Annotated in this window: 14 protein-coding genes and 2 pseudogenes; 3 read left to right on the top strand and 13 right to left on the bottom strand. The window is 71.2% G+C overall.

Annotation, left to right across the window (positions count from 1 at the left end; all coding sequences use genetic code 11):
* Nucleotides 1–486 precede the first annotated feature (486 nt).
* Both KYY02_RS26545 and KYY02_RS26540 read left to right on the top strand, forming a co-directional pair.
* The gene (locus KYY02_RS26545) at nucleotides 487–1050 is read left to right on the top strand and encodes a Uma2 family endonuclease (protein ID WP_371242170.1); all 564 of its coding nucleotides are present in this window, start codon (nucleotides 487–489) and stop codon (nucleotides 1048–1050) included.
* A 529-nt stretch (nucleotides 1051–1579) separates the two neighbouring features.
* Nucleotides 1580–2116 carry a HEAT repeat domain-containing protein gene (locus tag KYY02_RS26540; RefSeq protein ID WP_371242168.1) on the top strand — a complete coding sequence of 179 codons (537 nt, stop codon included), beginning with the start codon at nucleotides 1580–1582 and terminating at the stop codon, nucleotides 2114–2116.
* A gap of 120 nt (nucleotides 2117–2236) precedes the next feature.
* On the opposite strand, the pseudogene KYY02_RS26535 reads toward KYY02_RS26540, so the two are convergent.
* The 10 genes and pseudogenes from KYY02_RS26535 to KYY02_RS26490 form a co-directional block, all read right to left on the bottom strand.
* Nucleotides 2237–2762, bottom strand: a pseudogene (locus tag KYY02_RS26535) (tyrosine-type recombinase/integrase); the annotation flags it as partial.
* 53 nt (nucleotides 2763–2815) lie between these two features.
* Nucleotides 2816–3103: a hypothetical protein gene (locus KYY02_RS26530; RefSeq protein ID WP_371242166.1), complete on the bottom strand. Its 288-nt coding sequence runs from the start codon at nucleotides 3101–3103 to the stop codon at nucleotides 2816–2818.
* A 111-nt stretch (nucleotides 3104–3214) separates the two neighbouring features.
* Nucleotides 3215–3616, bottom strand: a complete 402-nt coding sequence (locus KYY02_RS26525; protein ID WP_371242164.1) for a hypothetical protein — start codon at nucleotides 3614–3616, stop codon at nucleotides 3215–3217.
* Between the two features lie 166 nt (nucleotides 3617–3782).
* Entirely contained in the window at nucleotides 3783–4136 is a 354-nt protein-coding gene (locus KYY02_RS26520; protein ID WP_371242162.1) for a cytidine deaminase-like protein, read from the bottom strand.
* A gap of 32 nt (nucleotides 4137–4168) precedes the next feature.
* The gene (locus KYY02_RS26515) at nucleotides 4169–4528 is read right to left on the bottom strand and encodes an MmcQ/YjbR family DNA-binding protein (protein WP_371242160.1); all 360 of its coding nucleotides are present in this window, start codon (nucleotides 4526–4528) and stop codon (nucleotides 4169–4171) included.
* Nucleotides 4525–5835, bottom strand: a complete 1311-nt coding sequence (locus KYY02_RS26510) for a hemolysin family protein (RefSeq protein WP_371242158.1) — start codon at nucleotides 5833–5835, stop codon at nucleotides 4525–4527. Before KYY02_RS26510 ends, KYY02_RS26515 begins: the two co-directional genes overlap by 4 nt.
* A complete protein-coding gene (ybeY, locus tag KYY02_RS26505) occupies nucleotides 5832–6329 on the bottom strand; it encodes an rRNA maturation RNase YbeY (RefSeq protein WP_371242156.1) in 498 nt (165 codons plus the stop codon). Before ybeY ends, KYY02_RS26510 begins: the two co-directional genes overlap by 4 nt.
* Before the next feature lie 12 nt (nucleotides 6330–6341).
* A complete protein-coding gene (locus KYY02_RS26500; protein WP_371242154.1) occupies nucleotides 6342–7412 on the bottom strand; it encodes a PhoH family protein in 1071 nt (356 codons plus the stop codon).
* 205 nt (nucleotides 7413–7617) lie between these two features.
* On the bottom strand, nucleotides 7618–8793 hold the full coding sequence (locus KYY02_RS26495; protein WP_371242152.1) for a carbohydrate kinase family protein: 1176 nt from the start codon (nucleotides 8791–8793) through the stop codon (nucleotides 7618–7620).
* Between the two features lie 90 nt (nucleotides 8794–8883).
* Nucleotides 8884–9024: pseudogene (locus KYY02_RS26490) on the bottom strand (glucarate dehydratase); the annotation flags it as partial.
* A gap of 349 nt (nucleotides 9025–9373) precedes the next feature.
* On the opposite strand from KYY02_RS26490, the gene KYY02_RS26485 reads away from it, so the two are divergent.
* Nucleotides 9374–10702, top strand: a complete 1329-nt coding sequence (locus KYY02_RS26485) for an MFS transporter (protein ID WP_371242150.1) — start codon at nucleotides 9374–9376, stop codon at nucleotides 10700–10702.
* Between the two features lie 94 nt (nucleotides 10703–10796).
* On the opposite strand, the gene KYY02_RS26480 is transcribed toward KYY02_RS26485, so the two are convergent.
* The 3 genes from KYY02_RS26480 to KYY02_RS26470 are packed head-to-tail and all read right to left on the bottom strand — an operon-like array spanning nucleotide 10797 to nucleotide 13075.
* Nucleotides 10797–11789 (bottom strand): adenosine deaminase, encoded by a 993-nt coding sequence (locus KYY02_RS26480; RefSeq protein WP_371242148.1) that lies wholly within the window; start codon nucleotides 11787–11789, stop codon nucleotides 10797–10799.
* Nucleotides 11790–11809: 20 nt separating this feature from the next.
* Entirely contained in the window at nucleotides 11810–12715 is a 906-nt protein-coding gene (locus tag KYY02_RS26475; RefSeq protein WP_371242146.1) for a ribonuclease Z, read from the bottom strand.
* 6 nt (nucleotides 12716–12721) lie between these two features.
* Nucleotides 12722–13075 (bottom strand): histidine triad nucleotide-binding protein, encoded by a 354-nt coding sequence (locus KYY02_RS26470; protein ID WP_371242144.1) that lies wholly within the window; start codon nucleotides 13073–13075, stop codon nucleotides 12722–12724.
* Nucleotides 13076–13225: the final 150 nt, after the last annotated feature.

Raw genomic sequence — 13225 nt, 5'->3', positions numbered from 1 at the left:
CACCACGTCGGACGTGTCGCCGAGCCAGAAGCTGGAGGCCGCACTGGCCGAGTCGAGGAAACGCCGGCGGCAGCGCACCTGATCGATAGCCTGACAGATCGACCAGTGGTGAGCTGTTCAGAGTTTCTTTACTTGATTCAAGGCGGGCCCGCTGGCGCGGACCCGCGCGCGGCCGGTGCGCGGGGCCGGCCGCTACGGCGCCGCCCCGCTTACCCGGACCCGGCCCCTGGCCGCGCAGAACAGCACTCCGGAACAGCCAGTGGACCGCAGGAATCCCCCGACGCGCCAGCACTCGGCGGGACCGGACCAGACATGGGCGAGCCATGCCGACGCCTCTGGGGCGGGCGACTGAGCGGCACACTCGTTCGAGGTCTCGCTCACGGCGGCGAAACCTCGTGTCAGCAGGTGGGAGCGCCCGTATGCTGGCCGTGTACCGCGTGTCGAGGTCACACCGAGACTGCCGGTCGGATGAGGAGGTGAAAGGGAATGAGCGTTGCCATGGACCACACCGGGCCGTGGACCGTCGCAGACGTCCTGGCCCTGCCCGAAGACCGCACCACCCGCTACGAGCTGCTGGGGGAGTCCCTCGTAATGTCCCCCGCCCCCGGCGTCCGCCACCAGCGGGCCTCGTTCCGCCTCCACGTCGCCCTGGACGCGGCTGCCCGAGCCGTCGGCGCGCCGGTGGAGATCCTGGAAGGCGTCAACGTCGTCCTGCCGTCCGGGCTGTTCGTGCCCGACCTGGTCGTGGCCGACGCCGGCGCGACCGCCGACGACCCTGTCACCGTCGACATCGACGCGGTCCAGCTTGTCGTCGAACTCGTCTCTCCCGGCAACAGCACCATGGACCGCAAGGTCAAGCCCATGCTGTACGCCGAGGCCGCCATCCCGCACTTCTGGCGCCTGGAGTTCGACCCCGCCCCCATGCTCGTCATCTATGAACTGCAGGGCGGTCGCTACGTAGAGCGGACCACGGCACTCGCGGGCGTGACCACCCACCTGGACACCCCGTTCCCGATCGCAATCGATCCGGCTGGACTCTCTCGGCAGTAGATGCCTTCTGACGGCAACGCTGACGGCAACCGGACCCGCCAGAGCCGGACGTCAGTGGATTTCCACGGACCCATGGATCGGCGTTGACCTGCGAAAACGCAGGCGAATAGGGGCCGCCCAGCACACGTACTGTGTGCTGGCGGGGGCTACGCCGCTCCTCGTACACAACTGCAACGAAGCCTTCCGTCGCGCGATGAGCGAGAAAGAGTTCAACCAGCTGGGACCCAACGGTGAGATCACTGTCCGAGATGCCGAGACTTTCGTTACGCAGGACCGTGAGGCCTGCCGCATCGGACCCACCGCAGGGGAGGCAGAAATGCCGAGATGCACACGATTCTGGTGCGCTTCGAGATTCTCCCGGGTACCCGCGACGAATTGATCGCGGACGGTAAAATGCCTGAGGGATCGGTCAGGATGTAAATGCCGTACACCTGAGGTCGGAACGCGGCTTCGACACGTACGGCCTCAGACCCGGATCGGTCGGAGTGTTCCATTCGGAAGTCGTCGGATTCGGAGGAGTGGTGGACCGGTGACGTTCCCCGGAGAGGAAAGATCTCAGGCTGATCTGGTTGAAGCACTCGCCGACGGCACGGGACGGGATTCCAGGTCCATCGCGGCCGGGCATCCCAAGGTCACTCAGCTCATCGCCTCCTGGATCCGGGAAGCCGCTCACGCGGGAAACTGGACAAGGGTCGACAAGTTCGCCAACCTGGCTGCCCCCTTGCGGGCGCCGGGTCTGGGCGGGGCTCTTCAGAGGATCCTTGATTCGGACGCCGTGGGGTTCAACAGAGAGGATCTCGTGGAAATCCTCGGGGAGATCCGGGAAACGGACGCGGTCGCCTGCCTGTTCAGGGCGGCGGAAGGTTCGGTGGACGAGGACGCTCCGGCGTACTGGCTGTGCCAGAAGGTCATCTCCTCTCTGGGGGAGATCGGCACGCCGGAGGCCCTTGAACGCCTTCGCCGGATGACGTCCCCGTCGTGGCCCGACGTTGTCCGATGGCATGCGGCTGTCGAACTCGGGGTCGAGGACGAGCTCGGGTTTGACGAAGATCAAATGCTGGGGTAGCCGGAGCCCCGGGCGCTGTTGAGATCCAAGGAGTTCCCACAGCGTCAGCGAAAAGGAAGCCCCGCCAGATGTGTTCTGGCGGGGCTTCTGCGTGGGGGACCGCAGTAGTCGACGGCAACGTCAGCGGACGAGGGCGGCGCAGGACGGTGGTTCATCGCCTTCGCCGTTGACCCTCTTGGTGACCTCCGGGCCGACGAGCACGGTGCTGAGGGTGTCGATGGCGTCGCACTGGAGGCGGAGCCGGACGTGGGCGTGGACGGTGGCGGTGACGCCGATGTGGGCGTGGACGAGGAGTTTTTTGATCACGACGGGTTCGCCGCCCTGTTCCAGGAGCAGGGCGGCGGTCGAGTGCCTGAGGTCGTGGAAGCGGATGCGGCGGAGGACGGCCTTGCGGAGGAGCGTGGTGAAGGCGCGGGTGAGGTTGGTCGGGCCGATCAGCCTTCCCTGCGGCGTGGTGAACACGTGCCCCTTGTGCTGCCACGTGGTACCCGCGGGCCTCGTGCTCGTGCTGCTGCTGTCCGTGGTGGAGCTTCGGCGACTGGAGGCAGCGGGGGGGGAGGGTGATGCGGCGCTCGGACACCCGGGGCTTGGTGGGCAACGTGGTGAGCCCGCCGGTGCGGATGCGCTGCAATGTTCGGTGGACGGCGAGAAGGTCGAGGCCAGGTGTCCGTGATCAAGGGGAAGCTTCAGTTCTGCTGATCAACGACCGGTGTGCTGCGCTCCGGCCGGCTCTCGGCGCTGCCGTGCGGCCCGAATCTCCGTCAGCGCCACGACGATGGCGGCGGCGTTGAGGGGAAAGGACACCACGTTCGCCACTTCCGGCAGTTCGAAGGCGCGCAGGAGGCTTGCAGTGGTGGAGGCGAGGAGGAGGGTCAGCGGAAGACAGCGGCGCCACCAGGGGAGGTCCCGTATCCGGAACACAGTGACGGAGCCCCACAGGGTGAAGGCGAACAGGGCAACGCCGAGGGCGGCGACGGCGAAGAGCATGGAGGTTTTCCTGTCGGGCGGTGGCGGGGTCTGCTTACACACTGAGGATCGTCCACGACGGCTCGGGGGTGGGTGCCGTGCCCCCACTCCTGATCGGTCAGTGCTCGGGCATCATCCCTTGGCGCAGACGATGCGACAGCTGGAGACGTAGACCCGTGATGTCCGAACACAACTCCAACCGCCGGTCCGGGTCCACTTCTTGCCAGTGGAGGCAATCCGGTAGGTGGTGCGGTCCCGATAGAAGTACTGGCAGTGGTTCTCGTGGGTGGCCAGGATCCTCTGCTTGCCCCAGCCGTACCAGGCCACGACGTTGCACCTGAAGACGTACTGCTTGCGGTAGCGGTACTGGCGCTTCCACGCGGCGATCGGCAGAGGACCCCAGCCACCGCTGACGACGCCCCAGACCCAGTGGTAGTTGTCATTCTGCCGGCTGCCATGGGTCCACCGGGTGGTCCGAAGCCGCTCCGGGGACCGCGACGACGACCGCTGCGGGAGTTCCCGGACCGCGTTCACGCCCCGCACCCCCACAACCACGCGACATCACCGATGGCGCGGGCCGGGTTCAGGACGCCCGCGCGTTTACGCATGGACGGGGTCACCGATGCGTGAGAGGCAGCGCGCGGCAAGGTGGGGTTCCGGACCGCTCCCCGTCGGTGACAGACGAGTGCCCCGCGCGGTCTCAGCCCGCGGTGACCGTCTCGCGGATCGTGCCGTCCGGGCCGGCCACCAGGACCGGGGTCGCGGGGCCGCCGAGGTCCCGTACGGCCGCCCGGTCCTCGGGGGACGCGGACTCCGCCTCGGTCACCACCGCTGCCGCCTCCAGCGACGTCGCGCCGGACGCCACGGCCATCGCCACCGCCGTCTGCAGGGCGCTGAGCTTCAGGGAGTCCAGGGCCACGGTCCCGGCGACGTACGTCCGGCCGGTCTCGTCGCGTACGGCGGCCCCCTCGGGCACACCGTTGCGGGCCCGGGCGGAGCGGGCCAGGGTGACGATCTTTCGGTCCTCGGGGTCGAGGGCGGTGGTGTCGGTCATGATCCGAGCATAAGGGGGCCGCGCCCCCGGTCTCAGGGGCGGTCGAGGAGGAGGCGTTCCGCTCGTGGCAGACCGGCCACCACCAGGTCGTGCGAGTCCTCGACCAGCTCCCGGACCAGGCGGTCCGGGAGGGCGCCGTCCGCCGTCACCGTGTTCCAGTGGCGCTTGTTCATGTGCCGGCCGGGGACGATCAGGTCCGGGTGTTCGGCGCGGAGCCGGATCGCGTCCTGCGGGTCGCACTTGAGGTTGACCGTGAGGGGCTCGGCGTCGAGGTTCGTCAGGGCGAAGAGCTTGCCCCGCACCTTGAAGACCGAGGTCTCCGGGTTGAAGGGGAACTCCTCCACGGCCGCGTTGAAGGACAGGCACAGGGCGCGCAGTTGCCGCGGGGTCACTCCGGCTTCTCCTCCTCGTCGGCGGGCGGGTCCGCCGGGACCACCGGCTCCACCAGCACCGTCACGATCTTGTTCCGGCGGCCGGCCGACGCCTCGGCCGTGAGCCGCAGCTCGCGGGCGTCGGGGAGGGCGACCACGGACGAGGCGCCCGCGATCGGCACCCGGCCGAGGTGCTTGGCGAGCAGCCCGCCGACGGTCTCCACGTCCTCGTCGTCGAACTCCTCCAGGCCGTACAGCTCACCGAGGTCGGTGATGTCGAGGCGGGCGGTGACCCGGTAGCGGTCCTCGCCCAGCTTCTCCACCGGCGGCAGTTCGCGGTCGTACTCGTCGGTGATCTCGCCGACGATCTCCTCGAGGATGTCCTCGATGGTGACGACGCCGGCGGTGCCGCCGTACTCGTCGACGGCGACGGCGACGTGGTTGCGCTGCTTCTGCATCTCGCGCAGCAGGTCGCCGGCGTTCTTGGTGTCGGGCACGAAGAACGCCGGGCGCATCGCCGTGGACACCAGTTCGCTCTCGGCGTTCCGGCTGATGTGCGTCTTGCGGGCCAGGTCCTTGAGGTAGACGATCCCGACGATGTCGTCCTCGCTCTCGCCGGTCACCGGAATGCGGGAGAACCCGGAGCGCAGGGCGAGGGTGAGGGCCTGACGGATGGTCTTGTACCGCTCGATCACCACGAGGTCGGTGCGCGGCACCATGACCTCGCGCACGAGCGTGTCGCCGAGTTCGAAGACCGAGTGCACCATGCGGCGCTCCTCGTCCTCGATCAGCGACTCCTTCTCCGCGAGGTCGACCATCGCGCGCAGCTCCGCCTCGGAGGCGAAGGGTCCGCGCCGGAAGCCCTTGCCCGGGGTGAGCGCGTTGCCGATGAGGATCAGCAGGTTCGGGACCGGTCCCATGATCCGCGCGAGCGGGACCAGGACGTACGCGGCGGCCGTGGCGGTGTTCAGCGGGTGCTGGCGGCCGATGGTGCGCGGGGAGACCCCGACGGCGACGTACGACACCAGGACCATGATCGCGATGGCGATCAGCAGCGACTCGGCCGTCTCGTCGAACTCGCGCAGGCAGCCGTAGGTGATCAGGGAGGCGGCGGCCATCTCGCAGACGGCTCGGACCAGGAGCGCCACGTTGAGGTAGCGGGTGGGGTCGCCGGCGATCTGCGCGAGCCTGGCGCTGCCCCGGCGGCCGGAGCGCACGGCCTCCTCGGCGCGGAAGCTGGAGACGCGCGCGATGCCGGCCTCCGCGCAGGCGGCCAGCCAGGCGACGACGACCAGGGCGATCGCGCCGAGCACGAGTGTCGGACTCATGACACGGTCGGGGCCGGGGAGGGGCCGGTGAGGCCCCTCTCCGCGCGCCAGCCGTCCACGATGGCGGCCTGCAGGCCGAACATCTCGGCCTTCTCGTCCGGTTCCTCGTGGTCGTAGCCCAGCAGGTGCAGCACACCGTGGACGGTGAGCAGCTGGAGCTCCTCGTCCATGGTGTGCCGCGTCTCCGCTTCCTCGCCCTGCTTGGCGGCGACCTCGGGGCAGAGCACGATGTCGCCGAGCAGCCCCTGCGGGGACTCGTCCTCGTCCTTGGACGGGGGCCGCAGCTCGTCCATCGGGAACGACATGACGTCCGTCGGCCCGGGCAGGTCCATCCACTGGATGTGCAGCTGCTCCATGGCGTCGGCGTCCACGACGATCACCGAGAGCTCGGAGAGCGGGTGGATGCGCATCCGGGCGAGCGCGTAGCGGGCGATGTCGAGGATCGCCTGCTCGTCGACCTCGGTTCCGGACTCGTTGTTGACGTCGATCGACATCTGGTGCTCGGTCTACTTCCCCTTGTGCCCGGACCCGCCGCGGCCGCCCTTGTGGGTGCCGTTCTGGGTGCCGTGCCGGTTGTCGTACTGCTCGTACGCGTCGACAATACGGCCCACCAGCTTGTGCCGGACCACGTCGTGGGACGACAGCCGGGAGAAGTGGACGTCGTCCAGGCCCTCCAGGATGTCCTGCACCTGCCGCAGTCCGGACTTGGTGCCGTCGGGCAGGTCGACCTGCGTGACGTCACCCGTGATCACTATCTTCGAGTCGAAGCCGAGACGGGTGAGGAACATCTTCATCTGTTCGGGGCTGGTGTTCTGGGCCTCGTCGAGAATGATGAAGGCGTCGTTGAGCGTGCGACCGCGCATGTACGCCAGCGGCGCGACCTCGATGGTCCCCGCCGCCATCAGCCGGGGGATCGAGTCGGGGTCGAGCATGTCGTGCAGCGCGTCGTAGAGCGGGCGCAGATACGGGTCGATCTTCTCGTAGAGCGTGCCCGGGAGGAATCCGAGCCGCTCCCCGGCCTCGACCGCGGGGCGGGTCAGGATGATGCGGTTGACCTGCTTGGACTGCAGGGCCTGCACCGCCTTGGCCATGGCGAGGTACGTCTTGCCGGTGCCCGCCGGGCCGATGCCGAAGACGATGGTGTGCTTGTCGATCGCGTCCACGTAACGCTTCTGGTTGAGCGTCTTGGGACGGATCGTGCGGCCGCGCGAGGACAGGATGTTCTGCGTGAGCACCTGGGCCGGGGTCTCCTGGCCGTCGCTCTCCCCGTTCTCGCTCGCCTTGAGCATGGCGATCGAGCGTTCCACTGCGTCCTCCGTCATCGGCTGCCCGGTGCGGAGCACCAGCATCATCTCGTCGAACACGCGCGAAACGAGGGCGACCTCCGTGGCGTCACCGACCGCGCTGATCTCATTGCCCCGGACGTGGATGTCGGCCCCGGGGAAGGCCGTCTCGATCACGCGCAGGAGGGAGTCCCCGGAACCCAGCACGGTCACCATGGGGTGCTGGGCGGGGACGGTGAACTGCACTCTCGCCTGCCCCTGCGCGGGGGTGTGAGCTGTGGGTGTCTCAGTCATGGGCCGGCGCTGAAGGCCTGCGGATCCTCCTCGTCACGGCCGCACATCGGAGGGCGGCCTCGCGCTTCCAGGGTACGACGGAGGAGGGGCAGGCCCGTAGGACTTTTACGGGGCCTCTCGCCTCGGCCGAGCCGGACGGCGGGCGGGGCCGGGCGGCGAGCCGAGCCGGGCGGGGCCTGGGCGGCCTCCACGGCCGGCCCCCGTCTCAGGCGGACCGGCGGAAGCCGATCGTCGGCACCGCCCGCCGCAGCGGCCACGGCCGCACCAGTTCCCCCGGGACCAGCCCCGCCAGGAACTCGTACCGCCGCAGTGCCGAGGGGTCCTGCCCCTCGACCGACCGCACCTTGCGCCACCACGCCCCGATCTCCGTCCACCCCGGCGCCGACAGCGATCCCCCGAACTCCTGGACGGACAGCGCCGCCGTGAGCCCCGCGAAGGCGAGCCGGTCGGCCAGCGGCCACCCCGCCAGCGTCCCCGTGACGAACCCGGCGACGAAGACGTCCCCCGCCCCGGTCGGATCGAGCGCCTCGACGTCGATCGCCGGCACCGAAGCGGTCTCCCCCGTGCGCCGGTCCACCGCGTACGCGCCCTCCGCCCCGAGGGTGACCACGGCGACGGGCACGTGCTCGGTGAGGGCGTGCGCCGCCGCGCGGGGGCAGTCGGTGCGGGTGTACCGCATGGCCTCCTCCGCGTTCGGCAGGAACACCTCGCAGTGCCGCAGGTCGGGCAGTGCGGCCAGGTCCCACGTCCCGGTGTCGTCCCAGCCGACGTCGCCGAAGACGCGGGTGCCCCTGCGCGCGGCCTGGGCGATCCAGGGCGCGCTGCGGCCGGGCGTGAGGGAGGCGACGGCGGCTCGCGCGCGGGGCGGGCACGCAGGCAGGTCCGCGCCCGGAGGGCGTTGTCCGAGGGTGGTGGTGGGTGAGGGGCGGGACGGTTCCTCGGGGGGTGGTTCGTGGCCGTGGGAGACCATCGTGCGCTCGCCGTCGTAGGCCATGGAGACCGTGACCGGGGAGTGCCAGCCGGGCACGGTGCGCGACGAGGAGAGGTCGATGCCCTCGCCCTGCTCCAGCGCGTCCCAGCAGTACTCGCCGTAGTGGTCGTCGCCGAAGGCCGCCGCGAGGGAGGTGCGCAGGCCGAGGCGGGCCAGGGCGGTGGCCATGTTGGCGACGCCGCCGGGACTCGACCCCATCCCGCGCGCCCAGGACTCGGTCCCGCGCACCGGGGCGGAGTCGAGCCCGGTGAAGACGATGTCGAGGAAGACCGTGCCGGTGAGGTAGACGTCCCAGGGCGGGGCGTCCGGTGTGCGCAGGGCGGCGAGGGGATCGACCTGGGGCGAGCGGTGCGGTCCCTCGATGCGTGCCTTCCCGGTGGACGCCTTCACGGTGCGCTCCCTGACGTGGTGCGGTTTCAGCCAGTGTGCACCACCCCGGCGACAGCGTGACCGCCGTCGGTCCGTGTCACTCCCCGGGGATCACCAGCGCGGCACGGCCGGTGTGGTCCGGGTCGGCGCCCCGCACGGCCGCCGCGTCGTCGCGGTCCCGCAGGGAACCGTCGTCGAGCCACCTCCGCCGGGGGCCGCCGGCCGGTCGCGGCCGAGTCCGACGCCGGGGCCTCCCTGCGGTACGCCTCCCCCGCGCAGGACGCCATCAACTGCTCGATGCCGGGGCCCGGCCGGCGTCGGAGCGGGAGGAGCGGATCGTCGCCGTGACGCGGGAGCTCCGGACGAAGGCGGAGAGGACGGTTTCCGCAGGTGACGAGGCCGTTCGCTGGTATTGGCGAACTCCGCTACCCGGCCTTTCGTAACATCAAACGCAAGAGTGATTCAGATCACTCCTTGTGCGCTCCCGTTGCCCTGTCCCCGCTTGATACAAATTGGCCGCGCGGCCCGTCCGTCGACGGTCGTCGCCCCCTCCCTCCCCACGCTCTCCGCACCGTCCCTTCCGCACGCCCCGGGAATGCCCGTGTTCGCCCCTCGCACCACTTCCTGGCCCCTCGCCGCCCTTTTCACGGCCGGGTACCTCGCCCCGTACCTGCTGCCGACCACCGTCGGCCGGCTGGAACGCGGCCTCGGCCTCTCCGCCACCCAGGCGGGAGCCGTCGGCAGCGCGCTGCTGCTGAGTTCCGCGACCGCCGGGTTCCTGCTGGCGTCGCGCGTGGAGCGGGTCGGGGCGCGGACCCTGGCCCGGCTGGGCCTGCTGCTGGCCGCCGTCGGCTACGGCGGGGCCGCCCTCACCACCGCCGTACCGGCCGTCGTCGCCGGCGCGGTGATCGGCGGGTTCGGCTCGGGTACGGCCACGACGGTCGCCGCCACCCGGATCGCCGCGGAACGGGACCCGCACCGGGCGTCCGCCCTCGGGCTGCTCAGCGTGTCCGCCCTCGCCGGGCTGGTGTACCTGACGGTGCCGCACCTGCCGGGACACGGGCTCACCCTGGCCGCCATCGCCCTCACCGCGCTGGCCGTGTGGCCGCTGACCTCCCGGCTGCCGACCGGCACGCCCGGTCCGCGCCGCACCGAGCCGGACGGCACCGTCCTTCTGCCGCACCGGCGTTCGGGCGCGGTCCTGGCCGGCGCGATGCTGCTGTGGTCGCTCGCCCAGAACGCGCTGTGGGGCGTGAGCGGGCGCATCGGGGTCGGCCAGGCGCACCTGTCCGAGCCGACCGTGGGCGTCGTCTTCGCGGTGGCGCTGGGCGCCGGACTGCTGGGCGTCCTGGGCGCGGGCGCGCTGGGGCCGCGGCTGGGGCGGGCACTGCCCGTCGGCGGCGGCACGGTCCTCATCGCCGGCTGCGTCGCGCTCAGCGCCTCCGCGACCGGTCTCGGCAGCTTCGCCGCCGGTGAGATCGTCTGGAACACGATCTACCCGGTCGTCCTGTCCTACCTGATCGGGCTGGCGGCCTCGCTGGATCCGCGGGGGCGCTGGGCCGTGCTGGTCGGCTCGGCGTCGTCCCTGGGGACCGCCGCGGGACCGCTGACCGGCAGCCTGCTGTCCGCACAGGCCGGGTTCCCGGTGATGGGCGCGGTCCTCGGCACCGTTCTGCTGCTGGTCGCGCTGCCGATGACCGCGGTCGCCCTGCACACCGGCGGACGCCCGCTGCTGCCGGGCGCGGTCCGCCGTCGCGGCGGCCATCCGGCGGCCGTGCTCGCCGCGGCCACGGGCACCCCGACGGGCCCGGTCCCCGAGGTCGGCGCCCCGGAACAGCCGGTGGTCGAGATCTCCCTCGACGGCACCCCGGCCCCGGCCCAGCACACCTACGACACGGCGGCGGCGACCCGGGCGCCGGGCGCCCACTGAACGACCGCCGTCCCCGCGGGCGGTCGCGCCGCCCCGGGGGCGCCTCCCCGGCCCTTGAGGCACCGAGGGAGGCACGGACCGCCCGCAGCCGCGGTCAGCCGAAGTCGTACGCCTCCACCTCGGCGAGGTACCGCGCCCGCAGCGCCTCGTCGTCGTCCAGGAACGAGGCGAGGAAGGAGTTGCGCGCCAGTTCGCGCAGACGCTCCGGGCCGAGGCCCAGAGTCTCCCGGACCGCGTCGAAGTTGTCCCCGGCGTAGCCGCCGAAGTACGCCGGGTCGTCGGAGTTGACCGTGCACATCAGCCCCGCGTCGAGCATCGCCGGCAGCGGATGGCCGGCGAGGGTGTCGACCGTCCGCAGCCGCACGTTGGACAGCGGGCACAGCGTCAGCGGCACGCGTTCCCGCACCAGCCGCTCCACCAGCGCCGGATCCTCCACGCAGCGCAGCCCGTGGTCGACCCGTTCCACGCCGAGGACGTCCAGCGCCTCGGTGATGTACTCCGGCGGCCCCTCCTCACCGGCGTGCGCCACGCGCCGCAGCCCCAGCGCGGCGGCGGCCTCGTACACCTCGCGGAACTTCACCGGCGGATGCCCGACCTCCGCCGAGTCGAGCCCGACGCCGGTGATCCGGTCCAGGTACGGCTTCGCGGCGTCCAGGGCGGCCAGGGCCGACTCGGCCGGCTCGTCCCGCAGGAAGCACAGGATCAGCCGGGTGGAGACACCGTGCGTCTCCTCGCTCCGGCCCAGTGCCCGCCACAGCCCCTCGACGACGGTGCCCATGCCGACGCCGCGCGCCGTGTGCGCCTGCGGATCGAAGAAGATCTCCGCGTGCCGCACGCCCTGCGCGGCGGCGCGGGCGAGGTAGGCGTCGGCGAGGTCCTCGAAGTCCCGCTCGGTGCGCAGCACGGCCATGAGCTCGTAGTACAGGTTCAGGAAGGACTGCAGGTCCTCGAAACGGTACGCCTCACGGAGCGCGCCGGTGTCGGTGTAGGGAAGCTCGACGCCGTTGCGCGCGGCAAGGGCGAAGGCCAGCTCGGGCTCCAGGGTGCCTTCGATATGAAGGTGCAGTTCGGCTTTCGGTATGGGCATCAGGCCATCGTACGGCCGTTTCACCGACGCTTCGGGAGCGCTACCCGTTGCAGATCGCGTGCCACGGTCAGCTCGCCCTCGTACCCGGCCGCCCGCGCCTGCCGCTCGAACTCCTCCGGGTCGGTGTAGCGCTGGCTGAAGTGGGTGAGGACGAGGTGGCGTACGCCCGCCCGCCGCGCCACCCGGGCCGCCTGCCCGGCGGTCAGATGGCCGAAGTCGACGGCGAGTTCCTCGTCCTCGTCGAGGAACGTGGACTCGATGACCAGCATGTCGCAGCCCTCGGCGAGCGCGTAGACCCCGTCGCACAGCCGGGTGTCCATGACGAACGCGAACCGCTGCCCGCGCCGCACCTCGCTGACCTCCTCCAGCGGGACCCCGCCGAGCGTGCCCTCGCGCTGGATGCGGCCGACGTCCGGCCCCTTGATGCCGTGCGCGGCCAGCCGGTCGGGCAGCATGCGCCGGCCGTCGGGTTCGACCAGCCGGTAGCCGTACGCCTCGACGGGATGGGACAGCTTCCGCGCCTCCAGCGTGTAGCCGGGGGCGCGGACGAGAGGGCCGTCCGTGTCGACCGGGGCCTCGGTGAGGGCGACGGTCTCGCGGTAGGCGGTGGCGTAGCGCAGACGGTCGAAGAAGCGCTGCCCGGAGCGCGGGTAGTGGGCGGTGATCTCGTGCGGCACCCTGTCGAGGTTGACGCGCTGGATCACCCCGGCGAGACCGAGGGAGTGGTCGCCGTGGAAGTGGGTGACGCAGATCCGGTTCAGGTCGTGGGCGGCCACCCCGGCGCGCAGCATCTGGCGTTGGGTGCCCTCGCCGGGGTCGAACAGGATGCCCTCGCCGTCCCAGCGCAGCAGGTAGCCGTTGTGGTTGCGGTGGCGGGTGGGGACCTGGCTGGCGGTGCCGAGGACCACCAGTTCGCGTACGGACAAGGCGGCTTATCCGGGGGGCCACTCGAGGCCGCGACCGCCCAGGACGTGGGCGTGCGCGTGCCAGACGGTCTGGCCGGCGCCGCTGCCGGTGTTGAAGACGATCCGGTAGCTCTCCAGCTTCTCCTCGTCGGCGACGGACTGCGTCTCCCGCAGCACGTCCGCGGCGAGCTCGGGTGCGGCGGCGGCGAGGGCGGCGGCGTCCCGGTGGTGCGCCTTCGGGATCACCAGCACATGGGTGGGCGCCTGGGGGTTGATGTCGCGGAACGCGACGGTGGTCCCGGTCTCCCGCACGATCGTCGCCGGAATGCTCCCGTCAACGATCTTGCAGAACAGACAGTCGTCCTGAGGCTCCCCAGCCATGAACCCTCCTCAAGCCTGCTGATCACGTACGAAGGCATCGTATCCGCGCCCGCGCGACCACGGGCGACAACCCCTTGGATGCCCGGGAGGCGCCCCCAGGGCGGCGGGGGCGCCTCCCGCTCGGGCGAAGCCCGGGAGCGGGGCGCCCCC

This window comes from Streptomyces pimonensis (genome assembly GCF_041380215.1).
Taxonomy (GTDB): Bacteria; Actinomycetota; Actinomycetes; order Streptomycetales; family Streptomycetaceae; genus Streptomyces; species Streptomyces pimonensis.
This window is presented reverse-complemented; position numbering and strand designations above follow the sequence as displayed.

What these genes read in the sequence shown, in the direction of transcription:
- KYY02_RS26545 (WP_371242170.1), top strand. Translation starts at nt 487, where the DNA reads ATGAGCGTTGCCATGGACCACACCGGGCCGTGGACCGTCGCAGACGTC.
- KYY02_RS26530 (WP_371242166.1), bottom strand. Translation starts at nt 3,103, where the DNA reads ATGCTCTTCGCCGTCGCCGCCCTCGGCGTTGCCCTGTTCGCCTTCACC.
- KYY02_RS26520 (WP_371242162.1), bottom strand. Translation starts at nt 4,136, where the DNA reads ATGACCGACACCACCGCCCTCGACCCCGAGGACCGAAAGATCGTCACC.
- KYY02_RS26510 (WP_371242158.1), bottom strand. Translation starts at nt 5,835, where the DNA reads ATGAGTCCGACACTCGTGCTCGGCGCGATCGCCCTGGTCGTCGTCGCC.
- ybeY (WP_371242156.1), bottom strand. Translation starts at nt 6,329, where the DNA reads ATGTCGATCGACGTCAACAACGAGTCCGGAACCGAGGTCGACGAGCAG.
- KYY02_RS26500 (WP_371242154.1), bottom strand. Translation starts at nt 7,412, where the DNA reads ATGACTGAGACACCCACAGCTCACACCCCCGCGCAGGGGCAGGCGAGA.
- KYY02_RS26480 (WP_371242148.1), bottom strand. Translation starts at nt 11,789, where the DNA reads ATGCCCATACCGAAAGCCGAACTGCACCTTCATATCGAAGGCACCCTG.
- KYY02_RS26470 (WP_371242144.1), bottom strand. Translation starts at nt 13,075, where the DNA reads ATGGCTGGGGAGCCTCAGGACGACTGTCTGTTCTGCAAGATCGTTGAC.